This is a genomic window from Arenivirga flava, assembly GCF_030161575.1.
In the GTDB taxonomy this organism is placed as follows: domain Bacteria; phylum Actinomycetota; class Actinomycetes; order Actinomycetales; family Microbacteriaceae; genus Arenivirga; species Arenivirga flava.
The window spans coordinates 311675-335269 of record NZ_BSUL01000001.1 but is presented as its reverse complement, the minus strand read 5'-3'; the positions used below and the strand labels follow the sequence as shown (position 1 = coordinate 335269).

The window sequence follows — 23595 nt, the reverse complement described above, 5'->3', positions numbered from 1 at the left end:
GCGCCCGGTATTCCCCGAGCGGCGGGCGCGACGCGCTCAGAGCGAGCCGATCCAGTTCCGCAGCAGTCGGATGCCCGCCTCGCCCGACTTCTCGGGGTGGAACTGCGTGGCCGCCAGCGGGCCGTTCTCGACGGCCGCGAGGAAGCGCCCCCGTGCTCGGCCCAGGTCACGTGCGGTTGCGGGAAGGGAGGGATGACGTCGAGCGTCCACTCCTGCGCCGCGTAGGAGTGGACGAAGTAGAAGCGCTGGTCGTGCAGGCCGTCGAAGAGCACCGATCCCTCCGGGGCTTCGACCGTGTTCCAGCCCATGTGGGGCAGGACGGCGCTCGGCAGCTGGCTGACCGTGCCGGGCCACTCCCCCAACCCCTCCGCCTCGACGCCGCGCTCGATGCCGCGCTCGAAGAAGACCTGCATGCCGACGCAGATGCCGAGCACCGGACGCCCGCCGGCGAGGCGCGACTCGATGATCGAGCCGCCGCGGGCCGCGTTCAGCGCGTCCATCACCGCCGGGAAGGCACCGACGCCGGGCACGAGGAGGCCGTCCGCCTCCAGCGCGGCGCGGCGATCGCCGGTGAGCTCCACCTCGGCTCCGGCGGCCTCGAGCGCCTTCACCGCGGAGTGGACGTTGCCGCTGCCGTAGTCGAGGACGACGACCTTCGCCATCAGAGCTTCCCCTTGGTCGACGGCACCCCGTCGACCGCGGCGTCGTGGGCCTTGGCGAAGCGGAAGGCCCGCGCGAAGGCCTTGAACTCGGCTTCGGCGATGTGGTGCGGGTCGCGACCGGCGAGCACGGTGAGGTGCACCGTGAGACCGGCGGCGAAGGTGATCGCCTCGAAGACGTGGCGGATCATCGAGCCGGTGAAGTGCCCGCCGATGAGGTGCAGCTCGAAGCCGGCGGGCTCGCCGGAGTGCACGAGGTAGGGCCGACCGGAGATGTCGACCACGGCCTGCGCGAGCGCGTCGTCCAGCGGCACGAGGGCGTCGCCGAAGCGGGAGATGCCCGACTTGTCGCCGAGCGCCTGGCGGATCGCCGTACCGAGCACGATGCCGGTGTCCTCGACGGTGTGGTGCACGTCGATGTGCGTGTCACCGGTCGCCTTGACCGTCAGGTCGGTCAGCGAGTGCTTCGCGAAGGCCGTGAGCATGTGATCGAAGAAGGGCACGCCCGTGTCGATCGACGACGTGCCGTTGCCGTCGAGGTCGATGCGGAGCTCGATGCTCGACTCGCTGGTCGCGCGGGACAGCTCTGCGACGCGCGCGGAAGCGGGGGTGGAGGGCCCAGTGGTCATGCGTCCACTCTACTGAGCGGCGCCCTCCGTCCTCCGCCCCGGGCCGCGTCAGCGCGGGCTGATCTCGGCGAGCGAACGGAGGAAGTAGTCCGTCTCCTCCGCCGTGCCCGCCGTGACCCGCAGGTGCCCGGGGATGCCGACGTCGCGGATGAGGATGTCCTTCGCGAAGAGCGCCTCGAAGACGGCGTGCGGGTCGTCGACCCCGCCGAAGAAGACGAAGTTCGAGTCGCTCGCGTAGGGGCGGTACCCGAGCGAGGGCAGCTCCGCGACGATGCGGTCGCGCTGCGCGGCGATGTCGCCCACGGTCGCGAGCATCACCGGAGCGTGCCGCAGCGCCGCGGTCGCGGCCGCCTGCGTCAGGGCCGAGAGGTGGTAGGGCAGGCGGACCAGCCGGAGCGCGTCGATGACGGCGGGATCGGCGGCGAGGTAGCCGAGGCGCACGCCCGCGAACGCGAAGGCCTTGCTCATCGTGCGCGAGACCAGCAGGCGCGGTCGTCCCGGCAGGAGGTCGAGCGCGCTGCGCGTGCCCGGCCGGGCGAACTCGGCGTAGGCCTCGTCGACCAGCACGATGCCGCGACTCGCCTCGTACGCGGCCTCGATCGTCTCGATCGGCAGCGGGGTGCCGGTCGGGTTGTTGGGCGCGCAGAGGAAGACGACGTCGGGGTCGAGCCGCTCGATCTCGCGGGTGGCGGTGGCGGGGGTGATCGCGTAGTCGGCGTCGCGCTCACCGGTGATCCACGTGCTGCCGGTGCCCGTCGCGATCATGGAGTGCATCGAGTAGGTGGGCGGGAACCCGAGCACCGAGCGCCCCGGTCCGCCGAACGCCTGCAGCACGTGCTGCAGGACCTCGTTCGAACCGTTCGCGGCCCAGATCTGCTCCGCAGCGATCCCCTTGCCGAGATAGCCCGCGAGGCCCTCGCGGAGCTCGGTGAACTCGCGATCCGGATAACGGTTGACCCCCTGCAGCGCGGTGGCGAGGTCGACGAGCACGTCGTCGACGACCTCCTGCGGCACGGGATGCGTGTTCTCGTTGACGTTCAGTTGATAGCGCACGGGCGCCTGCGGGGCACCGTAGGGCACGTGCCCCCGGAGATCGTCGCGGATGGGGAGGTCGTCGAGACTCGTCACCCGATCAGGCTACTGGCGGCCGGAGCGACGAGGCCCCGGTCCCCTGCCGCGACGGCGGCGCGATTCAGCCCGCGTAGTGAGCGGGCACGACCAGCTGCTCACCGGCTCGAATCGAGAAGCTCTCGAGCCCGTTCGCCGCGACCAGCCCGGCGACCACGTCGCGGGGGTCGTCCTCCGGCGCGATCTCGCCGGCCAGGCTCCAGAGCGATCCGCCCGCAGGCACGGTCACGATCGTCGGCGAGGCGTCGGCCGAAGCGGCCCCGCCGTTGAGCGCGGCGAGCACGACGCCCACCAGCAGCGGCAGCGCCGCGAGACCGGTGAAGACGACGCGCCCCCGGCGCGTGAGGCGCAGGCGCGTGCGCGGCTGCTGAAGTGCGGCGGTGCCCGGTGCGGCTGCAATGCTCATGTCGTCTGCTCCTCGTGTCTCTCGACGGTCGGTCCCGGTCATCGGCCGGTCGGCCCGATGACGTGCTCTCGACGCGAAACCGAAGCCGTGTTCCGAAGATATCTTCGAATCGGGTTCGAAGCAAGCCATTCCGGAGAAGGAACGCGTGAAATCCCGCGACACGCTTCGAACACAGCTTTGCCTCGACCCCGGAACTGGATACAGTTTCGAACGCCGGGAACAGGCAATCAGGGACCACCGACATCCGCTCCGGGATGCGGAGCGGCGGGCACCGGGAGGGTGGACGATGGACGGCACGAGCGGCGCTCCGCGCACGAGGAAGGCGTTGACCGCCAAGCAGCAGGCGATCCTCGAGGCGATCCAGCAGTCGGTCGCGACGCGCGGCTACCCGCCGAGCATGCGCGAGATCGGCGACGCCGTGGGGCTCTCCTCGCTCTCCAGCGTGACCCACCAGCTCAACCAGCTCGAGCTCGCCGGCGCCATCCGCCGCGACCCCAACCGCCCGCGGGCGCTCGAGGTGCTCCTCGAGGTGCCCGCCCCCGAGGCCGAGGCCACCCCCGTGGGCGACGCGGCGATGGTGCCGCTCGTCGGACGCATCGCGGCCGGCATCCCCATCACCGCCGAGCAGCAGGTGGACGAGATCTTCCCGCTGCCGCGCCAGCTCGTCGGCAAGGGTGAGCTCTTCATGCTCAAGGTCGTCGGCGACTCGATGGTGGACGCCGCCATCTGCGACGGCGACTGGGTCGTCGTGCGGTCGCAGCAGACCGCCGAGAACGGCGAGATCGTCGCGGCCATGCTCGATGAGGAGGCGACGGTCAAGGTCTTCCGCGAGCGCGACGGGCATCGCTGGCTGCTCCCCCGCAACAGCAGTTACGAGCCCATCCTGGGCGACCACGCCGACATCCTCGGCAAGGTCGTGGCGGTGCTGCGGGCGGTCTGAGCTGGCGCCGCGCCGCCGTCCCTGCGGCGCACTGCGCCCACGGAGGGCCGCCGCCCCTGCGCCGCACTGGTACCAGGGTGCCAGCGTGGCGCATCCGCTCGATCCGGTCGGATGATGCGGCCGAGCGCATCCGCTCCCTAGCGTGGAGGTCGCGGGCAGGAGCCCGCACACCGACCGGAGGGGAATCATGATCGAGGCACGAGCGCTCACGAAGCGCTACGGCAGCAAGACGGCCGTCGACCGCGTCGACTTCACCGTGCAGCCCGGCAAGGTGACGGGCTTCCTCGGCCCGAACGGCGCCGGCAAGTCGACCACCATGCGCATGATCGTCGGGCTCGACAAGCCGACGAGCGGCAGCGTCACCGTCAACGGCAAGCGCTACGCCGAGCACCGCTCGCCGCTGCGCGAGGTCGGCGTGCTGCTGGATGCGAAGGCCGTGCACACCGGCCGCAGCGCCTACCACCACCTGCTCGCGCAGGCGGCGACGCACGGCATCGCGAAGCGCCGCGTCGAGGAGGTGATCGCGCTCACCGGTCTCGACAAGGTCGCCCGCAAGCGCGTCGGCGGTTTCTCCCTCGGCATGGGGCAGCGGCTCGGCATCGCCGCGGCGCTGCTCGGCGACCCGAAGACCCTCATCCTCGACGAGCCGGTGAACGGTCTCGACCCCGAGGGCGTCACCTGGGTGCGCATGCTCGTGCGCTCCCTCGCCGCCGAGGGCCGCACCGTGCTGCTCTCCTCGCACCTCATGAGCGAGATGGCGCTGACCGCGGACCACATCATCGTCCTCGGCCGAGGCCAGGTGCTGGCCGACGCCCCGGTGCAGGACTTCATCGCGGGCTCCGGCACGGCGACCGTGCGCGTGCGCACCCCGCGCCCCGACCTGCTCGCCGCCGCGCTGCCCGGCGCACCGGGCACGCAGCTGCCCGACGGCGCCATCAGCCTCAGCGGCGTGACCGCCGAGCAGATCGGCGAGGCGGCGGCCTCGGCCGGCGTCGTGCTGCACGAGCTGACCCCGGTCTCCTCCTCGCTCGAGGAGGCCTACATGACCCTGACCCAGGACGAGGTCGAGTACCGCGCCGGCGGCGTGCCGGCGTCGACCCAGGGAGGTGCGCGATGACCGCGACGGCGACCGCATCCGTGCGAGCGGATGCACGACTCGGCTTCGGCGGCGTGCTCCGCTCCGAGTGGATCAAGTTCACGAGCCTGCGATCGACCTACTGGACGAGCGGCGTCATCCTGCTCGTCTGGATCGGCTTCGCCCTGCTCATGGCCGGCTTCTCCGAATTCTCGGTGCAGGGCGTCGGCGAGGACGAGCTGCGGCAGTACCTGGCCGTCATCCCCGCGACCATCGGCGTCAACGTGGGCGTCCTCGTCGCCGGCATCCTCGGCGTGCTCGCCTTCTCGGGCGAGTACTCGACCGGCATGGTGCGCTCGAGCCTGACGGCCGTTCCCAGCCGCTTGCCGGTGCTCGCCGCCAAGGCCGTCGTGGTGTTCGTGTGGTCGTTCCTGCTCGGCGCGCTCAGCGTGACGCTCTCGTTCCTGGCCGCACAGCCGTTCTTCGCCGCCGATGGGCTCGCCGGAGCCCCGGACGGCCCCGTGCTGCTCGCGTTCCTCGGCGCAGCGGTGTACCTCGGCCTCATCGCGCTGTTCGGACTCGGCATCGGCGCGCTGGTCCGCGCCGGTGCCGGCGGCATCGCGATCGTCGTCGGCCTCATCATGGTGCTGCCGATCGTCGGCGGCATCCTCAGCGGCTGGATCGACTGGGTGACGGAGGTGCTCGCGGTGCTGCCCTCGCAGGTCGGGATGAACCTCACCGGCGTCGAAGGCAACGCGCTGTTCGGCGACCCGGCGTACGGCATGGGCGCCTCCCTGCTCATCCTGGCCGCGTGGTCGGCGGCTTCCCTGCTGCTCGGCGCACTCGCCCTCAAGGGGCGGGACGCCTGACCCGCTCGAGCACGCACGAGTCCCCGGCGACGCCCCTCGGCGACGCCGGGGACCTCGCGCTGCCCAAACCGCCCGGAGGCTTCCGCAGCTGGCTGCGCCGGCATCCGCGGATCGTCGACGGCGTCGTGGTGGCCGTCTACGCGCTGCCGAGCGCGGTGCTGGTCATCGGCGGCGCCGCCAGCGAGTCGTATCAGGGGCGGACCACGTCGTGGGGGCTGCCCTACGCCTGGTGGTGGACGGCGCTGGCCGCCGCCGTCGCGGTCGGGCTCTGCGTCCTGCTGACGCAGCGCCGTCGCCGGCCCGTGCTGGTGCTCGTCGTCGCGGCCATCGCATCCTTCGTCCCGCTTCCGTCCACGGCCGGCACGGAGGCGCTGCCGGTGCTCGTGGCGCTCTACGGCATGGGCGCGTTCCATTCGTCGCGCGGAGCCTGGATCGGCTTCGGCGCCGTGGCCGCCGCATCGAGCACCGGCGTGATGCTCGGCGCTGCCGGCCCCCTGAGCGTGCTGCGCAACGGCGACGCCTTGGACCTGGGCTTGACGGTGTCGGCGGTCACGAGCATGGTGATCTTCCTGCTCATCGCCACCCTCATGGGCACGAGCGTCGGCAACCGGCGCCGCTACACCCAGGCGCTCATCGACCGTGCCGCGCAGCTCGTGCGCGAACGGGACGCCCAGGCCCGCATCGCCGGGGCCCAGGAGCGCAGCCGGATCGCCGGCGAGATGCACGACGTCATCGCGCACAGCGTCTCCGTGATGATCGCCCTCGCCGAGGGCGCCGCCGCGGCCTCGCGGTCCAGGCCCGAGCAGGCCGCCGAGACGATGGCCCAGGTCGCCGAGACCGGGCGCGGCACCCTCGCGGAGGTGCGCCGCCTGCTGGGCGTGCTGCAGGAGGACGGCGAGCAGGCCGACCGGCGCCCGCAGCCCGGCGCCGCCGAGCTCGACGGGCTCGCGGCAGGGTTCCGGGCCGCCGGCATGCGGCTCGAGTACCGCAGCTCGGGCGAGCCGACGGACGACCAGTCCCTCGGGCTCGTCGTCTACCGCATCGTGCAGGAGTCGCTGACCAACGCGCTGCGCTACGCGCCGGGAGCCGCGGTGACCGCATCCGTCCACTGGTCCGACTACGGGGTCGGGATCGAGGTCGTCGACGACGGCCCCGGAGCCGGGCAGCCCTCGCAGGGCGCCGGGCGCGGCCTGCTGGGGATGCGCGAGCGCGCCGCGCTCTACGCCGGTACCGTGGAGGCCGGTCCGCGCCCCGAGGGCGGCTGGGCCGTGAGCGTGATGCTGCGGGGAGGAGCAACGGCATGATCGAGGCGATCCGGATCCTGCTCGTCGACGACCAGCTGCTCGTGCGGCGCGGCTTCGGCATGGTGCTCGACGCCGAGGACGGCATCGAGGTCGTCGGCGAGGCGGGCGACGGCGAGCAGGCCATCGGCCTGGCCCGCGCCCACCGCCCGGACGTCGTGCTCATGGACGTGCGGATGCCCGGCATGGACGGCATCCGCGCCACCGAGGTCATCACGGCGATGCTGCCGGAGACGCGCGTCATCATCCTGACCACCTTCGATCTCGACGAGTACGCCTTCGGCGGCCTCCAGGCCGGCGCGAGCGGCTTCCTGCTCAAGGACGCGCGTCCGGCCGAGCTGGTCGAGGCGATCCGCGCCGTGCACCGCGGCGATGCCGTCGTAGCGCCCCGGGTGACCGCGCGCCTCGTAGAGCTGGCGTCGCCCGCGCTGGCCCGCGGCGGCGCGGCCTCCGACGCCGAGGAGCGGCTCGCGGTGCTGAGCGAGCGCGAGCGCGAGGTGCTGCAGCTCATCGCCGAGGGCGCGACCAACGGCGAGATCGCCGAGCGCCTGTTCCTCTCGGAGTCGACCGTCAAGACGCACGTCGGCCGCGTGCTGCGCGGCCTCGGCCTGCGCGACCGCGTGCAGGCCGTGATCCTCGGCTACGAGCTGGGGATCGTCAGCCCCTAGGCTCCGGCCGGCTCGAGGGCCCGCAGCTGAGCCGCGAGCTGCTCGTCGACCATCGCGTGCAGGCGCGTGCCGCCCTCCTCGTACGAGGTGGCGATGACCCGGCCCGTGTCGTGCGCGAGCGCGACGAGGTCGCCCCGGTCGAAGGGCACGAGCACGTCGACCTCGGTGCCGAGATCCGGCAGCAGGGACTGGATGCGCTCCAGCAGCTCCTCGACGCCCTCGCCCGTGCGGGCGGAGACGAAGACGGCGTCCGGATGCAGGCCGCGCAGCAGCAGGCGCGCATCCGCATCCGCCAGGTCCGCCTTGTTGAAGGCGACGATCTCGGGGATGTCGCGCGCGTCGACCTCGCCGAGCACGTCGCGCACCGTGGCGATCTGGCTGGCGGGATCCGGATGCGAGGCGTCGACGACGTGGACGATCACGTCCGCATCCGCCGCCTCCTCGAGCGTCGACCGGAACGCCTCGACCAGCTGGTGCGGCAGGTTCCGGACGAAGCCCACCGTGTCGGCGAGCGTGTACCGCCGACCGTCCTCGGCCCGCGTCTTGCGCACGGTCGAGTCGAGCGTGGCGAACAGCGCGTTCTCGACGAGCACGCCGGCACGGGTGAGGCGGTTCAGCAGGCTCGACTTGCCGGCGTTGGTGTAGCCGGCGATGACGACGGAGGGGATGACGTTGCGCTTGCGGTTGGCGCGTTTGGCCTCGCGCGCCGGTGCGAAGCTCTGGATCTGCTTGCGCAGCTTCGCCATGCGGCTGTGGATGCGACGACGGTCCAGCTCGATCTTCGTCTCACCGGGGCCGCGCGAGCCCATGCCCGCGCCGCCGGCGGTCTGCCCGCCGGCCTGGCGGCTCATCGACTCGCCCCAGCCGCGCAGGCGGGGCAGCAGGTACTCGAGCTGTGCGAGCTCGACCTGCGCCTTGCCCTCGCGCGTCTTCGCGTGCTGGCTGAAGATGTCGAGGATCACGGCGGTGCGGTCGATGACCTTGACCTTGACGACGTCCTCCAGCGCGCGGCGCTGGCTCGGCGCGAGCTCGGTGTCGGCGATGACGGTGTCGGCGCCGAGGTTCGCGACGATCATGCCGAGCTCCTCCGCCTTGCCGCGGCCGAGGTAGGTGGCGGGGTCCGGATGCGGACGCCGCTGCAGCAGGCCGTCGAGCACGCTGGCGCCGGCCGTCTCGGCCAGGGCGGCGAGCTCGCGCAGCGAGTTCTCCGCGTCCTCCTGCGCACCCTGCGGGTGCACGCCGATGAGCACCACGTTCTCGAGGCGCAGCTCGCGGTACTCGACCTCGGTGACGTCCTCGAGCTCGGTGCGCAGGCCGGAGACGCGCCGGAGCGCCTGCCGCTCCTCGCGGTCAAACTGGTCGCCGTCGCGATCGGACTCGTAGGCGTTGTCACGCTGCAGGGCCTGGGCGCGCTGCTCTGACGCGGCTCCCGCGCCGAAGATGGACGAGCCGGCCGAGCGGCTCTCGGCGGCCGCGAGCACACGGTCCACCACGTCGTCGTTGTCGTTGTTCATTCGCGTCCAGTCTACGTCCTCGCGTGTTCGTGCTCGCCGCCGGTCTCCGATACAGTCGGCCCATGGAGTCGGACCACTACTTCTCGGCCGAACCGGCCAGCGACTCGAGTCTCCGACCCCTCCACGTGGAGCTCGCAGGGCATCCCCGGCATCTCGTCACGGCCGGCGGCATCTTCAGCCCGGACCGCGTGGACCTCGGCACCGGCGTGCTGCTCGCCAACACGCCTCCCCGCCTCCCGGCGGGCACCTGCTCGACCTCGGCAGCGGCTGGGGCCCAATCAGCCTCTCGCTCGCCCTCGAGGCGCCGCACGCCACCGTCTGGGCCGTCGACGTCAACCGCCGCGCCCTCGACCTCGTGCGGCGCAACGCCGAGAAGCTGGGCCTCGACAACGTCAACGCCGTGCTGCCCGAGGACGTTCCCGAGGACGTCCGCTTCATGTCCATCCGCTCGAATCCGCCCATCCGCGTCGGCAAGAACGAGCTGCACGCCATGCTGCTGCACTGGCTGCCCAGACTGGAGCGCGACGCCGAGGCGTGGATGGTCGTCGCGCGGCACCTGGGGTCGGACTCGCTGCAGCGGTGGCTCGGCGACAGCCTGCCGCAGGGCTTCCAGACCTTCCGCGCCGCGACGAACAAGGGGTTCCGGGTGCTGCGGGTCCGGCACCGCTGACCGGGGTCGCTCAGACCTCCAGCGTGCCGGTGAAGACCAGCTCGGCCGGACCCTCGAGGCTGGTGTGCTCGCCATCCGGGCCGGGGAACATGCGCACGCCCACGACGCCGCCGGGCACCGCGACCCTCCAGTCGTCGGGGGCGCCGGCGCCCGCCCAGTGGCGCACGGCCAGCGCCGTGGCGACCGCTCCGGTGCCGCAGGAGAGGGTCTCGCCGCTGCCGCGCTCGTGCACGCGCATGCGCACGTAGCCGACGCCGTCGATGACCATCGGATCGCGCGGCACGACGAACTCGACGTTCGCTCCAGCGGGCTGCACGGGCTCCAGGACGGGCGCGTAGGCGAGGTCGGCGCGCTCCAGGTCGTCCTCGCTGGGCAGCGCCACGACGACGTGCGGGTTGCCGACGTCGACGCCGAGGCCGGGGCGCGGCACGTCGAGCTCCTTCGCGCGGACCAGCGCGTCGTTGCCGTCGAGCCGCCACGGCCCCATGTCGACTCGGAAGCCGTCCCCGCTGCGCTCCACGAGCTTGACGCCGGCGCGGGTGCCGATCGCCGCCTGCGCGCCCTCCGGCAGGTCGAGCAGGCCGGTCTCCGTGAGGAACCGGGCGAAGACGCGCACGCCGTTGCCGCACATCTCGGCGGTGGACCCGTCGCCGTTGCGGTAGTCCATGAACCACTCGGCGCCCGGGTGCTCGGCCAGGGCCGCGGCACCGGCCTCGATGGCGCTCGATCGCACCGCGCGCAGCAGGCCGTCGGCACCCACGCCGAAGTGGCGGTCGCAGACGGCGGCCACCTGGTCGGGGCTCAGATCGAGCTCACCGGCGGGATCGGCGTACAGCACGAAGTCGTTACCCGTGCCCTGGCCCTTGGTGAAGGTGATGCTCGCCACCCGCTCGAGTCTACGTGCGCGAGGCCGCTCGCTCGGCTCGACGGGCCCGTCTGCGGAGGGCTCAGCGCGCGGCGGGCACCAGCGCCGAGGCCCGCATCGCGATGTCCGGCGCCTCCGCGGGCAGCCAGTGCGTGCTCGCCGAGCGCCGGAACCAGCTCACCTGGCGGCGTGCGTAGCGCCGGGTGAGCGCCTGCGTGGCGGCCACGGCCTCGGCCTCGCTCATCCGTCCGTGCAGCTGCTCGATCGCCTGCGCGTAGCCGATGGCGCGGCTCGCGGTGACGCCGCGTTCGAGGCCGAGCCGCAGGAGGCCGGCGACCTCGTCGACCATGCCGGCGGCCCACATCCGCTCGACGCGCGCGTCCAGGCGCGGCACCAGCCGCTCGCGCTCCAGGGCGAGGCCGATCGTGACGGCCTCGGTCCAGGCGCGCTCCTCCTCGGGGAGCCCGGCGCCGAACGGCTCGCCCGTGATGGCGACGACCTCGAGGGCGCGGACGATGCGCCGTGCGTTGTGCGGGCCGATGGCGGTCGCGGCCTCGGGGTCGACGGCCAGCAGCTCGGCGTGCAGCCCGGCGACGCCCTCCGCCTCGAGTCGGGCCTCGTAGCGCGCCCGCACCGCCGGGTCGCGCGCCGGGAAGCGGAAGTCGCGCACCACCGCGTCGACGTAGAGCCCGGAGCCGCCCACGAGGATCGGCACGGCGCCGCGGGCGCGGATGCCGCCGATCAGCGCGCGCGCCTGCTCCTGGAAGGCGGCGACGCTCGCCTCCTCGGTGACGTCGAGCACGTCGAGCAGATGGTGCGGTATCCCGCGGCGCTCGACGAGCGGCAGCTTCGCCGTGCCGATGTCCATGCCCCGGTAGCACTGCATCGCGTCGCCGTTGACGATCTCGGCCGCCCCGCCGTTCCCAGCGATCGCCTCGGCGAGATCGAGCGAGAGGTCGCTCTTACCCGTGCCGGTCGCGCCGACGACGACGACGAGCGGATGCGCCGCGGTCACGCGCCCGGCGCGCCGATGCGCAGTCCGGGCAGGCCCAGCGAGACGCGGCCCGTGGCGGCGTCCGACGGCTGCGCGGGCACGCCGCACGATGCGGCCTCGGCGCGGTCCCACGCGTCGCCCGCGCGTGTGGGGCGGACGGGCAGCGCTCCCCCGCCCGGCGTGCCGGCGATCAGGTAGAAGGGCATGGCCTCGGTGACCGTCGCCGTCACCACGTCCCCGGGGCGCGGCTCGGCTTGCCCCTCGGGCAGGTCGACGTGCACGAGGCGGTTGTCCTCGGCACGGCCGGAGATGCGGCGCGTGTCGTGGTCTCGGCGGCCCTCGTGCTTCGCGACGAGCACCTCGACCGTGCGGCCGATCTGGGCCTTGTTCTCCGACCAGGACATCGCGTCCTGCAGCGCGGTGAGCCGCTCGTAGCGCTCCTGCACGACGGCCTTGGGGATCTGGTCGTCCATCGTGGCCGCGGGCGTGCCCGGCCGGATCGAGTACTGGAACGTGAACGCCGACGCGAAGCGGCTGGCCTCGACCACGCGCAGGGTCTCGGCGAAGTCCTCCTCGGTCTCGCCGGGGAAGCCGACGATGATGTCCGTCGTGATGGCGGCGTGGGGCATCCGCTCGCGCACCCGGTCGAGGATGCCGAGGAAGCGCTCCGAGCGGTAGGAACGGCGCATGGCCTTCAGGATGCGATCGGAGCCGGACTGCAGCGGCATGTGCAACGAGGGCATCACCGCGGGCGTCTCGGCCATCGCGTCGATCACGTCGTCGGTGAAGGCCGCCGGATGCGGGCTGGTGAAGCGGATGCGCTCGAGACCCTCGATCGCACCCGCGGCCCGCAGCAGCTTGCCGAAGGCCAGGCGGTCTCCGAACTCGACGCCGTACGAGTTGACGTTCTGGCCGAGCAGCGTGACTTCGATGGCGCCGTCGTCCACGAGCGCCTGGATCTCGGCGAGCACGTCGCCCGGGCGCCGGTCCTTCTCCTTGCCGCGCAGGCTCGGCACGATGCAGAAGGTGCAGGTGTTGTTGCAGCCCACCGAGATCGAGACCCAGCCGCTGTGCGTGGAGTCCCGCTTGGTCGGCAGGGTCGAGGGGAAGGTCTCGAGCGACTCGAGGATCTCGAGCTGCGCCTCGCCGTTGTGCCGCGCCCGCTCGAGCAGGGCGGGCAGCGACCCCATGTTGTGCGTGCCGAACACGACGTCGACCCACGGCGCCTTCTCGAGGATGACGTTGCGGTCCTTCTGCGCGAGGCAGCCGCCGACGGCGATCTGCAGGCCGGGGTGGGTCTTCTTGCGGTGCGCGAGGTGGCCGAGCGTGCCGTAGAGCTTGTTGTCGGCGTTCTCGCGCACGGCGCAGGTGTTGATCACGACGACGTCCGCATCGCCCTCATCGCCGTGACGGAGGTACCCGGCCGACTCGAGCGAGCCGCTCAGCCGCTCCGAATCGTGCACGTTCATCTGGCAGCCGAAGGTGCGCACCTCGAAGGTGCGGGCACTGCCGTCCTCGGCCAGGGCCGCCGGTGACGGCGCGATCAGGGTCGGCGTGCTGACGGGAGTGCTCATGATGGTGACGATTCTACGATCCGGGATCCGACGCCCGAACCGGCGAACTACACGAAGCGGACACCGCGTTCGTCGCGCAGGGCGGTGCGCACCGACGTGCGGATCGCATCGCCCGAGTAGCCCTTGCGCTGCAGGAAGGCGCTCAGCCGTCGCTCCGCCGTCTGATCGTCGACGCTGTTGAGCTGGCGGGCGCGCTGGCGCGCGAGCTCGAGACAGCGCTGATCCTCGTCGTCGCGATCGAGCTCGGCCACGGCCTCCTCGATCGCGATCGGGTCGAGCTTGCGCCGACGGAGCTCCGCGAGCAGAGCGGAGCGGCCCAGCTTCTTGCGCTCGGTCAGCGACCGGACGAGGTTCTGCGCGAGGTCCGCGTCGTCGAGCAGCCCTGCGCCGAGCAGCCGCTCGATCTCCGCCTCGATCTCGTCTGCTCCGAGCTCGCGTGCGGTGAGCAGGTCGCGCATCTCCTGCACCGACTGCCCGCGCCGCGTGAGCGCGTGCATCGCGACGTTCTCCGCGCGCCGGGCCTTGCGCTGCTCGTCACGCTCCGCGCGCTGTCGTCGGCGCTGCTCGTCCCGCTCGGCGCGACCCGGCGGCGCCGCGCCGGGCGCCTCCGGCTCGGCGGGCACGCTCCTGGCGCGGTGCCGACCGTACTCGTCATCGGACGGTTCCGACGCCGGGCGCAACGCCCGCATGCTGCGCGCACCCTGCTGGGACGCCCAACCGGCTCGCGCGGATTCCTGGGCCGCGCCGTCGAGGAAGCCTTCCTCGCCGTCCACCGACGGATCGAACCATCGGGTGCCATCGCCCGGCTCGTCCGAGCGCACGGCGTCCAGGGCGTCCCCCGGGTCGGTGCCGGTCTGACCGGACCCCGCCGAGTCGGAGCCGCTCTCGCAGGACCGCGTCACGCCGGGGCCGACCGGCGCGGCCGAACCCGAGGGCCCCGCCCCGAACAGGTAGTGCACGGGGGCGAGGCCTTCGGTGCGACCGGTGGAGTCGCTGCGCTCGCGCATCAGGCGCTGGCGGCGCTGCGCGCGGGGGCCTTCCGCTCCGGCGCCGAGATCGGCTGCACGGGTGCCTCGGCCTCGGGCTTGGCACCGCCCACGCCGAGCTTGGCGAGGATCTTGCGCTCGATCTCCGCAGCGGTATCGGCGTTGTTGCGCAGGTAGTTGCGCGCGTTCTCCTTGCCCTGGCCGAGCTGGTCGCCGTCGTAGGTGTACCAGGCACCCGACTTCTTGACGATGCCGTGCTCGACGCCGAAGTCGATCAGACTGCCCTCTCGTGAGATGCCCACGCCGTAGAGGATGTCGAACTCGGCCTGCTTGAAGGGCGGCGCCATCTTGTTCTTGACGACCTTCACGCGGGTGCGGTTGCCGACCGCGTCGGTGCCGTCCTTGAGGGTCTCGATACGGCGGATGTCGAGCCGCACCGAGGCGTAGAACTTGAGCGCCTTGCCGCCCGCGGTGGTCTCGGGGCTGCCGAAGAACACGCCGATCTTCTCGCGCAGCTGGTTGATGAAGATCATCGTGGTCTGGGTCTGGTTGAGGCCACCGGTGAGCTTGCGCAGCGCCTGGCTCATGAGGCGCGCCTGCAGACCGACATGGCTGTCGCCCATCTCGCCCTCGATCTCGGCCCGGGGCACGAGCGCCGCGACCGAGTCGACGACGATGAGGTCGATCGAGCCCGACCGCACGAGCATGTCGGCGATCTCGAGCGCCTGCTCACCCGTGTCGGGCTGCGAGACCAGCAGGGCGTCGATGTCGACGCCGAGCTTCTTCGCGTACTCCGGGTCGAGCGCGTGCTCGGCGTCGATGAAGGCAGCGATGCCGCCGTTGCGCTGCGCGTTCGCGATGGCGTGCAGGGTGAGCGTGGTCTTACCGGAGGACTCCGGCCCGTAGATCTCGATGATGCGACCGCGCGGGAGCCCTCCGATGCCGAGGGCGACGTCGAGGGCGATGGATCCGGTCGGGATGATGGCGACGGGCGCGCGCTCGTCGCTGCCGAGGCGCATCACCGTTCCCTTGCCGAACTGGCGGTCGATCTGGGCGAGGGCGGTCTCGAGGGACTTCTCGCGGTCTGCTGCAGAGGGCATGCTGGGCTCCTTCACTCGGTGCGGTGTCGCCTGTAGGCTGCCGCGCCCCGACGGACCCCCGTGAGGATCCGGCTTCGTCGGCAAGGCTGCGCGGTGTTCCGCGTGCTCCGAACGTTACGGCCGGCCACCGACATCGAGGTCGGCCGCGGTCCGTGCGGTGCGGAACCGGAGCGGTCCTGCGTTGTGGAGGAGTCTAGCGCGCATCCGAACGCATGTTCGATGGCGGGGCTCGGCGTGTCGTAGCGGTGTTCGAACGAGCTCGCGATGCGTCGCGGCCGAGCCGGCGGATTAGTTCCTGGGCTTCGGCAGCCCGGCGCCATGGCGGCGAGAGACCGGCACGTCCTCGGCGGCGCAGAGCGCGAGCCACACGTCGCGCGGCGGCACGCCCGCGGCGATCGCCTGCTCGGCGGTGCGGCCACCCAGCGCCGACAGCACCAGATCGCGGACGAGCACGGCGCCGTACGCACCGAACTCCTGCTCGACGGCGTACTGGAACTCGCTCAGGCGCATCCGCTCATCCTCCCCCATCCGCTCCGGCCGCGCGAACCCGCCCGGCACGCGGCGAGGGCGCCCCGCCGAAGCGGGACGCCCTCGCATCGCTCGTGATCGATGTCAGCGCGCGACCAGATCTGCGTCGAAGTCGGCCACCATGTCGACCGGCACCGTGTCCGGCACGATCGTCAGGCCCTCGACGACCGCCAGGCGGTCGCTGACCTCGCGCATGATGATCGAAATCGGGGTGTCGAGCGCGTCGGCGACGGACGCGAGGATCTCGCTCGAGGCTTCCTTCTGCCCGCGCTCGACCTCGCTGAGGTAACCGAGCGCCACGCTCGCCTTGCTCGCCACCTGACGGAGCGTGCGCCCCTTCTGCAGGCGGAAGTCGCGGAGCACATCGCCGATCTCTTGACGGACCAGAACCATGGGACCCTCCTTACTCGTGTGGCGTCATCAGCTCTTCGGGAGTAGAGCGACCCCGGTAATGCGGGTGACTCACCCGACGACCGTAGCCGGAACTCTATCCGTCGGTCACTGGGTGGCGCCGGGGAACTCCGTCTGATGTAACGCAGCGATCCCGTGGGTATTCCGTGCTGAGCCGATTCGACTCAAGAATTCCGAAGGCGCTCCGTCGCTCGAGGGGTTCGCAGCGGACGGCCACCCGGATGGGCCCATCAGCGCGGGAGCCGTTCGGCGAGTTCGACGACCGCGCGCTCCACCACCCCGGCCCGCACGGCGTCACGCCCGCCGGCCAGGCGCAGCTCGATTGCCTCGACCCGATCGCCGATCGCGACGCCGAGGTAGGCGAGCCCCGCCGGGTGGCCGTCCTGCGGTTCCGGGCCCGCGACGCCGGTGGTGGCGAGCCCGATGTCGGCGGCGCGCCCCTCGACGGCGAGGGCGCTCCGGACCCGGTCGGCCATCTGCCCGGCCACCTCCGGGTGCACTGGCCCGTGCCGTTCCAGCAGCTCGGCGTCGACGCCGAGCAGGCGCCGCTTGAGCTCGGTGGCGTAGCAGACGGCCCCGCCCAGCACGACCGCGGAGGCGCCTGCGGGACGGATCAGCTCGGCGGTCAGCAGCCCTCCGGTCAACGACTCCGCGACGGCGAGAGTGAGCCCACGGGTGCCGAGCTCCGCCAGGAGCTCCTCGGTCGTCGACGCCGCGCTCACGGCGCGCGGTTGCCGCGCCAGGCCTGCACCAGGTAGTCGATGCCGGAGACGAGGGTGAGCACGAGGGCGAGCGTCATGAGCGCGGTGTTGACCCCGTGCATCCAGTCGCCCAGCAGCAGGGGCAGCGGCACGAGCGCGACGGCGATGGCGACGGCCTGCACGACCGTCTTGAGCTTGCCACCGCGAGAGGCGGGGATGACCCGGTCGCGCAGCACGGCGAAGCGGAACGCCGTGATGCCCAGCTCGCGCACCATGATGACGATCGTGACCCACCAGTCGAGCTCGCCGAGCAGGCTGAGGCCGACGAGGGCGCCGCCGATGAGCACCTTGTCGGCGATCGGGTCGAGCAGCTTGCCGAGGTCGGTGACCAGGCCGTTGCGTCGGGCGAGGTGCCCGTCGAGGCTGTCGGTGGCGATGGCCAGGATGAAGAGCGCGGCGGCGGCGTAGCGACCCGCACCGCCCTGCCCGGCGTCGTCGAGCAGCAGCCAGAGGAAGAGGGGCGCGAGCAGGATGCGCGCGATCGTGATGAGGTTCGCGAGGTTGCCGTTGCTGGCCGGGCCCTCGCCCGCACGGACGAAGCGTCCGGCGAGCGGTCCGCCGTCGGAGGTCATCACTGCTACTCCCTGCCGGTCAGGCCCCAGGCGTCCTCGCCCGAGTCGCCGTCGACCTCATCGTATCCCTCGGTCATCTCCGCGACGGGATCGGCGGCCGGCCGGGGACCGCCGCTGGATGCGGGGGCGTCCTCGCCGCGGATCTTCGCCAGCACGCCGGCCAGCTGGTCGGGCGCGACGAGCACGTCGCGGGCCTTCGAGCCCTCGGAGGGGCCGACGATCTCCCGCGACTCCATGAGGTCCATGAGGCGCCCCGCCTTGGCGAAGCCGACACGCAGCTTGCGCTGCAGCATCGACGTCGATCCGAACTGCGTCGTGACGACCAGCTCGACCGCCGAGAGCAGCACGTCGAGGTCGTCGCCGATGTCCTCGTCGATCTCCTTCTTCGGCGCCTCGGCGGCGACGTCGTTGCGGTACTCGGGTCGAGCCTGGCGGGTGACGTGCTGGACGACCTTGCTGATCTCGTCCTCCTTGACCCAGGCGCCCTGGACGCGCACGGCCTTGGACGAGCCCATCGGCAGGAAGAGGCCGTCGCCCTGGCCGATGAGCTTGTCGGCGCCCGGCTGGTCGAGGATGACGCGGCTGTCGGTGACGCTCGTGACCGCGAAGGCGAGGCGGGAGGGCACGTTGGCCTTGATGAGGCCGGTGACGACGTCCACCGACGGGCGCTGCGTGGCGAGCACGAGGTGGATGCCGGAGGCGCGGGCGAGCTGCGTGATGCGCACGATCGAGTCCTCGACGTCACGGGGCGCGACCATCATGAGGTCGGCGAGCTCGTCGACGACGACCAGCAGGTAGGGGTACGGGCGCAGCTTGCGCTCGGAGCCCGCCGGCAGCTTGATCTCGTCGTTCACGACCGCGCGGTTGAAGTCGTCGATGTGGCGGAATCCGAACGACGCGAGGTCGTCGTACCGCATGTCCATCTCCTTCACGACCCACTGCAGCGCCTCGGCCGCCTTCTTCGGGTTGGTGATGATGGGGGTGATCAGGTGCGGCACGCCGGCGTAGATGGAGAGCTCGACGCGCTTCGGGTCGACGAGCACCATGCGCACCTCGCTGGGCTTCGCGCGCATGAGCAGGCTCGTGATCATCGAGTTCACGAAGCTCGACTTGCCCGAGCCGGTCGATCCGGCGACCAGGAGGTGCGGCATCTTCGCGAGGTTCGCGACGACGTAGCCGCCCTCGACGTCCTTGCCGATGCCGATCGTCATGGGGTGGGTGCTCTTGACGGAGGCCTGCGAGCGCAGCACGTCGCCGAGCGAGACGATCTCGCGATCGCGGTTCGGGATCTCGACGCCGATCGCGCTCTTGCCCGGGATGGGCGAGAGGATGCTGACCTCGTTGCTGGCGACCGCGTAGGCCAGGTTCTTGCTGAGCGCGGTGACGCGCTCGACCTTGACGCCCGGGCCGAGCTCGATCTCGTAGCGGGTGACGGAGGGGCCGCGGCTGAAGCCGGTGACCGTCGCGTCGACCTTGAACTGCGTGAGCACCTCGGTGATCGCGGCGACGATCTCGTCGTTCGCCGAGGAGCGCGCCTTCGGCGGCGTGCCGGCCCCGAGCGTGGAGGCGGCGGGCAGCGCGTAGTCGCCGCTCATCGCATCCGCTCCCCCGTCGACCTCCGCGGCCTCGACCGGGTCCACGGCCTGGGTCTCGCGGTCGGCCTCGGCCACCGGGACGGGGTTCACGATCGCCTCGGCGGGGTCCTCGAACTCGCCGAGCGCGCCGCGCTCGCTCGCCTTCTCGGCGAAGCCCGGCAGCGGCGCCGAGGGCCCCTCGTCGTCGCGCAGGCCGGTCGCGTGCGCCGTGGGCGCCTCCCCGTGCCGAAGCGCTTGACCGCCTCCTCAGCTGCCTCGAGGTCGTGCAGCAGCTCGCGGTCGATCGACGGCTCGAGCGGGTCGATGACGTCGGTGGCGCCGTCGACCAGCACCGGCGAGTCGTAGGCGGGGTCGGCCTCGCGGCGGTCCTTGTTGCGCCGCCACCACGGCAACGAGTCGGTGTCGGCTGGCTCGGCGACCTCGTCGAGGTCCTCGACGCCCGCGAAGCGCTGCTCGCGCCTGGCGGCCTTCGCTGCGGCGATGGCCTCCGCGTCGGGTGCCGGCGCGCCGAACAGGTAGGCGTAGAGCTCGCGCAGGCGGTGCACGAGCTTGTTCGGCGGCGTCTTGGTGATGATGAAGAGCGAGAGGAGGAGCAGCACGATCGCCACCGGCGTGGCGAGCAGCGGCGTGCCCAGCGCGATGAGCGGTGCGGCCAGCACCCAGCCGACCATGCCGCCGCCCTGGGCGATCGCCTCGACGCCCTGCGCGGGTTCGGGCTGACCGCCGGCGATATGGCAGAGCGCGCTCACGCTGGCGAGCAGCACCGCGAGACCGATGCCGATGCGGGTGTTGTCGTGCACGGAGGCCGGATGGCGGAAGAGCCAGGCTGCGAAGAGGACGAAGACGACCGGCAGTCCGAAGGCGACCCGGCCGAGCAGCAGCCCGAAGGTCCAGGCGTCGAGCGTGATCGCGACCTCGTGGGTCGGGTTGAACCACTCGACGGCGGCGCCCGCCGCGGCGAGCAGCACGAGGAGGAACGGCAGCCCGTCGCGGCGCTCCTCCTTGGCGAGCTTCTCGTGCCCGAGGGCGCGGAAGGCCCCGCCGGTGAGGTGCGCCAGACCCATCCAGGCACGGGCGAGGAGGCCGCGTTCGGGCTTGTCGGGCACGCCGCCCGCGGGCAGCTTCTTGGTCTTCACGGCCGCGGTGCCCTGCGCCTTGCCGCGAGCGGTCGCGGCTCCGCCCGAGCGGGCGCGCGAGGACCGGGAGCTCGTAGCCATGCCGGCCAGGGTACTCGCAGGCCCGCGCGCGAGCCCGGACCGGGCGCGGCGAGCCGCCGAGACCGCCGCGGCACGGCAGGCGGTGCGGAGACGCGGATGCGAGCCGTGCGGGCTCGCCCGGCAGCGCATCCGCTCTCCATCAGAACCGGATCGCGTCGATGACCCGCACGCGCACCGCCACCAGTGCGGGCAGGATGCCCGCCACCGCGCCGATGCCCGTCGCGACCAGCAGGCCGACGAGGGCGGCCTCGAACGGGAACCCCGGCAGCTCCACCACACCGTCGCCGATGAGGCCTCTCACCCACGGGTTCTGCACGGCGAGGATCGCCACGGCGATGCCGATGACCCCGGCGAACGCCGTCGCGACGACGCTCTCCATGAGCACGCCGACGAAGACCCGTCGGGCGGTCGCACCGAAGGCACGGCGGATCCCGATCTCGCGCACCCGGTACTTGACCGTGACCATGGTGATGTTCACGAGCCCCATCGCGGCGAGCAGCAGCACGAGGCCCGCAACACCGCCGACCCCCAGCCGCACCCAGAGCAGGCCCATCGCCGAGCCGCCACCCCAGGCGGCGGGATCGCTGCGCTGCACCTCGATCGTCTGGTTCAACGGGTACTGGGCCTGGAGGTCGGCCTGCAGGGCGGTGCGCAGGCTCTCCGCCTCGCCCTCGGGAACCCAGAGCACGGTTTCCATGCCGTTGGACATCGGATCGCTCGCGTCGGGCACGAGCTGCAGGTAGTCGTCGCTGAGCAGGTGGATGGAGCCCGGCGACCATGGCCGCGACGAGTCCTCGCTGGCGGCCACGCCCACGATGAGCGCCGTCGTCGGCCGCTCGCCCTCGATCGTGATCGTCGGCATGCCCTCCAGGGGCGGCGAGCCGAGATTCTCCCAGGCGATCTCGTCGACCACGACGGCCGGGGCGAGCATCCGCTCGTCGGAGGCGATCAGCCAGCGGCCCTGCGCCATCGGCACCCGGAACATCGCGCCGTAGGGCGGATCGACGATGCCGGCGTCGAGGTTCAGCAGCCCGGCGTCCGACGCGACGGCCAGGCTCGTACCGCCCCAGCCGCGCTGCGTGGCGTAGTCGATGCCGTAGCGCTCCAGCAGCGGATCGAGCCGCTCGCGCAGCAAGCCCGGATCGGTCGCCTCGGTCTCGCTCCACACGGACACCGTGAGGGTGGCGGGCCGACCGCTGCCCGCCTCCTCGCGCTCGCGCAGCGCCTGCTCGGCGAAGCTGCCGGCGGCCACCGCCAGCGTCAGCGCGCACACGGCCAGGGCGATCCCGATGAGGCTCATCAGCACGCGGGTGCGCTGCACCTTGAGCTCGGTCCACCCCTCGAGCAGGGTCGCGACCATCACGGTGCACCCCTCGCGCAGCCGCCTCACGCGGCCACCCCCGCTGCGTCGAGCACCAGCGAGCCCGCGTCGAGCCGGTAGCTGCGGTCGGCGAGGGCCGCGATGGCCGGGTCGTGCGTGATGGTGATGAGGGCGGCGCCGGAGGCACGCGCCACGTCGTCGAGCAGCCGCATGACGCGCGCACCGGTCTCGACGTCGAGCGCTCCCGTCGGCTCGTCCGCGAGGATCAGCCGCGGCCCGCGGACGAGCGCTCGTGCGATCGCGACGCGCTGCTGCTCGCCGCCGGAGAGCTGCTCGGGAGTGCTGCCGAGCCGCTCCCCCAGGCCCACGCGCTCGAGCATCGCGGTGGCCAGGACGCGGCGCCGCCAGAAGAGGGCGCTCTCGGCGTAGAGCAGCGGCACGATCGTGTTGTCGAGCGCGCTGCGCCCGGAAAGCAGGTTGAACTGCTGGAAGACGAACCCGATGTCGCGGCCGCGCAGCCGATCCCGCTGGCGGGTCGACAGGGAGCGCAGCGGGCGGCCCTCCCACAGCAGGTTGCCCGAGGCCGGCTCGTCGAGGAAGCCCAGCAGGTTGAGCAGGGTCGTCTTGCCCGAACCGCTGCGACCGACGATCGAGACGTGCTCGCCCGCGTCGACGGCGAGGTCGACACCGCGCAGGATCTCGAGCAGCGAGCCGTCGGCGAGGTGCACGCTGCGGGTAACGCCGTCCAGGCGCAGCAGGCTCACGGGCAGACCATCCCGCCGGCGTCGGGGTAGCAGAGGCCCTCGGCTCCGTTCGCCGTCGCGGTCGGCGTGAAGGCGAGCACCGAATCGCCCTCCTCGAGCCCCTCGACGATCTCGACGTTGACGCCGTCGGTGATGCCGAGCACGACCTCGCGGTCTTCCGGCTCGTCACCGCCGGACGGCAGGTACACGGTTCCGGCGCCGACGCTGCCCTCGACCGCCGTGGTCGGCACGACCAGCACGTCCTCGGCGCTGCCCGCGGTGATCTCGAGCTCCGCGGAGAGGCCCGCGAAGACGACGACCTCCGAGGGGATGGCGCAGCGGACGATGGTCTCCACGGTGCCGCCGGCCTCGGCGCTCGGGGCGGTCGCGTCGATCCGCAGCCCGGTGCACTCGAACGGCTGCGGCCCGCCGGCGACGGTGACCGTGCCGACGTCCGGACGATCGACGAGCCGGTACTGCTGAGCGGCGTCGATGACGGCCCGCGCATGGAAGGTGTCCGGGGCGACCGCGGCCACCGCCTGCCCGACGGAGAGGAACTGGTCGACGAGCACCTCGAGCTGCACGACCGTGCCGGCCACCGGCGCGGTGATCTCGACCGTGCGGCCGGCCGCATTGCGGACGGTGGCGAGCACCTGACCGGCCGCGACGCGCTGATCGATCGCGACGGGGACCGTGCGCACCGTGGCGTCCGCTGCCGTCAGCACGGGGACGGCCTCGTCGGCTGCGATCGCGGCGTCGAAGCGCACGCCGTTCTCGACGTCCGCGCGCTCCACGAGCACCTCGGGTTGACCGACCGAGCCGGTCGGCGTCGCGGTCTCCTCCGCATCCGCCCCTCCCGAGAAGAAGGCGAGCTGGACGAGCGCGACGGCGATGACGATCGCGATGACGATCCTGAGGATCGGGAACACCCAGGTGCGGGCGACGTGCATGAGGAACCCCCTTGAGACGACGGGAGCCTCCCGCCGATCCCGAATCTAGGGATCCGCTGGGAAGCTCCGCATCCTCCGTGCGAGGGAACCGGGGAGGGATGGGGGAAGACCCCGACCCC

21 protein-coding genes and 3 pseudogenes are annotated in these 23595 nt (G+C 72.3%); 6 read left to right on the top strand and 18 right to left on the bottom strand.

The features are described from left to right. Positions 1–36: 36 nt before the first annotated feature. From hisH to QQK26_RS01670, 4 genes and pseudogenes are all read right to left on the bottom strand, one after another. A pseudogene (gene hisH / locus QQK26_RS01685) lies at positions 37–662 on the bottom strand (imidazole glycerol phosphate synthase subunit HisH). Then, positions 662–1288, bottom strand: coding sequence for an imidazoleglycerol-phosphate dehydratase HisB (gene hisB, locus QQK26_RS01680; protein WP_284229390.1), 627 nt, complete (start codon positions 1286–1288; stop codon positions 662–664). The pseudogene hisH and the gene hisB overlap by 1 nt, the downstream one beginning before the upstream one ends. A 48-nt stretch (positions 1289–1336) precedes the next feature. Then, the gene (locus tag QQK26_RS01675) at positions 1337–2416 is read right to left on the bottom strand and encodes a histidinol-phosphate transaminase (protein ID WP_284229388.1); all 1080 of its coding nucleotides are present in this window, start codon (positions 2414–2416) and stop codon (positions 1337–1339) included. Between the two features lie 64 nt (positions 2417–2480). After that, on the bottom strand, positions 2481–2822 hold the full coding sequence (locus tag QQK26_RS01670; RefSeq protein WP_284229386.1) for a hypothetical protein: 342 nt from the start codon (positions 2820–2822) through the stop codon (positions 2481–2483). Between the two features lie 286 nt (positions 2823–3108). Between QQK26_RS01670 and lexA the strand changes: the two genes are divergently transcribed. From lexA to QQK26_RS01645, 5 genes are all read left to right on the top strand, one after another. Next, positions 3109–3762 (top strand): transcriptional repressor LexA, encoded by a 654-nt coding sequence (gene lexA / locus QQK26_RS01665; RefSeq protein ID WP_284229384.1) that lies wholly within the window; start codon positions 3109–3111, stop codon positions 3760–3762. A 187-nt stretch (positions 3763–3949) separates the two neighbouring features. Continuing rightward, positions 3950–4879: an ABC transporter ATP-binding protein gene (locus tag QQK26_RS01660; RefSeq protein WP_284229383.1), complete on the top strand. Its 930-nt coding sequence runs from the start codon at positions 3950–3952 to the stop codon at positions 4877–4879. Further along, the gene (locus QQK26_RS01655; protein WP_284229381.1) at positions 4876–5706 is read left to right on the top strand and encodes an ABC transporter permease; all 831 of its coding nucleotides are present in this window, start codon (positions 4876–4878) and stop codon (positions 5704–5706) included. Before QQK26_RS01660 ends, QQK26_RS01655 begins: the two co-directional genes overlap by 4 nt. Next, complete coding sequence (locus tag QQK26_RS01650; RefSeq protein WP_284229379.1) at positions 5649–7010, top strand: sensor histidine kinase; 1362 nt, start codon at positions 5649–5651, stop codon at positions 7008–7010. The genes QQK26_RS01655 and QQK26_RS01650 overlap by 58 nt, the downstream gene beginning before the upstream one ends. Then, a complete protein-coding gene (locus tag QQK26_RS01645; protein WP_284229377.1) occupies positions 7007–7675 on the top strand; it encodes a response regulator in 669 nt (222 codons plus the stop codon). Before QQK26_RS01650 ends, QQK26_RS01645 begins: the two co-directional genes overlap by 4 nt. Here the strand turns inward: QQK26_RS01645 and hflX are convergent. Beyond that, positions 7672–9189 carry a GTPase HflX gene (hflX, locus tag QQK26_RS01640; protein WP_284229375.1) on the bottom strand — a complete coding sequence of 506 codons (1518 nt, stop codon included), beginning with the start codon at positions 9187–9189 and terminating at the stop codon, positions 7672–7674. The genes QQK26_RS01645 and hflX overlap by 4 nt on opposite strands. Positions 9190–9251: 62 nt before the next feature. On the opposite strand from hflX, the pseudogene QQK26_RS01635 reads away from it, so the two are divergent. After that, positions 9252–9859, top strand: a pseudogene (locus QQK26_RS01635) (class I SAM-dependent methyltransferase). Between the two features lie 10 nt (positions 9860–9869). Here the strand turns inward: QQK26_RS01635 and dapF are convergent. From dapF to QQK26_RS01565, 13 genes and pseudogenes are all read right to left on the bottom strand, one after another. Then, positions 9870–10745 carry a diaminopimelate epimerase gene (dapF, locus tag QQK26_RS01630; protein ID WP_284229370.1) on the bottom strand — a complete coding sequence of 292 codons (876 nt, stop codon included), beginning with the start codon at positions 10743–10745 and terminating at the stop codon, positions 9870–9872. Positions 10746–10806: 61 nt separating this feature from the next. Further along, positions 10807–11739, bottom strand: coding sequence for a tRNA (adenosine(37)-N6)-dimethylallyltransferase MiaA (gene miaA / locus QQK26_RS01625; RefSeq protein ID WP_284229364.1), 933 nt, complete (start codon positions 11737–11739; stop codon positions 10807–10809). After that, positions 11736–13292 carry a tRNA (N6-isopentenyl adenosine(37)-C2)-methylthiotransferase MiaB gene (gene miaB / locus QQK26_RS01620; RefSeq protein ID WP_284229362.1) on the bottom strand — a complete coding sequence of 519 codons (1557 nt, stop codon included), beginning with the start codon at positions 13290–13292 and terminating at the stop codon, positions 11736–11738. Before miaB ends, miaA begins: the two co-directional genes overlap by 4 nt. 47 nt (positions 13293–13339) lie before the next feature. After that, positions 13340–14299, bottom strand: coding sequence for a RecX family transcriptional regulator (locus tag QQK26_RS01615; protein ID WP_284229360.1), 960 nt, complete (start codon positions 14297–14299; stop codon positions 13340–13342). After that, positions 14299–15378, bottom strand: a complete 1080-nt coding sequence (gene recA / locus QQK26_RS01610) for a recombinase RecA (protein WP_284229357.1) — start codon at positions 15376–15378, stop codon at positions 14299–14301. Before recA ends, QQK26_RS01615 begins: the two co-directional genes overlap by 1 nt. Before the next feature lie 288 nt (positions 15379–15666). Further along, positions 15667–15888: a DUF3046 domain-containing protein gene (locus tag QQK26_RS01605; RefSeq protein WP_284229355.1), complete on the bottom strand. Its 222-nt coding sequence runs from the start codon at positions 15886–15888 to the stop codon at positions 15667–15669. 102 nt (positions 15889–15990) lie between these two features. Continuing rightward, positions 15991–16299, bottom strand: coding sequence for a helix-turn-helix domain-containing protein (locus tag QQK26_RS01600; protein WP_284229353.1), 309 nt, complete (start codon positions 16297–16299; stop codon positions 15991–15993). Positions 16300–16547: 248 nt separating this feature from the next. Next, a complete protein-coding gene (locus QQK26_RS01595) occupies positions 16548–17039 on the bottom strand; it encodes a CinA family protein (protein ID WP_284229351.1) in 492 nt (163 codons plus the stop codon). Next, entirely contained in the window at positions 17036–17650 is a 615-nt protein-coding gene (gene pgsA / locus QQK26_RS01590; protein WP_284229349.1) for a CDP-diacylglycerol--glycerol-3-phosphate 3-phosphatidyltransferase, read from the bottom strand. The genes QQK26_RS01595 and pgsA overlap by 4 nt, the downstream gene beginning before the upstream one ends. A gap of 5 nt (positions 17651–17655) precedes the next feature. Then, positions 17656–20462 (bottom strand): annotated as a pseudogene (locus QQK26_RS16130) (FtsK/SpoIIIE family DNA translocase). Between the two features lie 139 nt (positions 20463–20601). Continuing rightward, positions 20602–21822, bottom strand: a complete 1221-nt coding sequence (locus tag QQK26_RS01575; RefSeq protein ID WP_284234397.1) for an ABC transporter permease — start codon at positions 21820–21822, stop codon at positions 20602–20604. Between the two features lie 26 nt (positions 21823–21848). Further along, positions 21849–22547, bottom strand: a complete 699-nt coding sequence (locus QQK26_RS01570) for an ABC transporter ATP-binding protein (protein ID WP_284229345.1) — start codon at positions 22545–22547, stop codon at positions 21849–21851. Beyond that, positions 22544–23476: an efflux RND transporter periplasmic adaptor subunit gene (locus QQK26_RS01565; protein WP_284229343.1), complete on the bottom strand. Its 933-nt coding sequence runs from the start codon at positions 23474–23476 to the stop codon at positions 22544–22546. The genes QQK26_RS01570 and QQK26_RS01565 overlap by 4 nt, the downstream gene beginning before the upstream one ends. Positions 23477–23595: the final 119 nt, after the last annotated feature.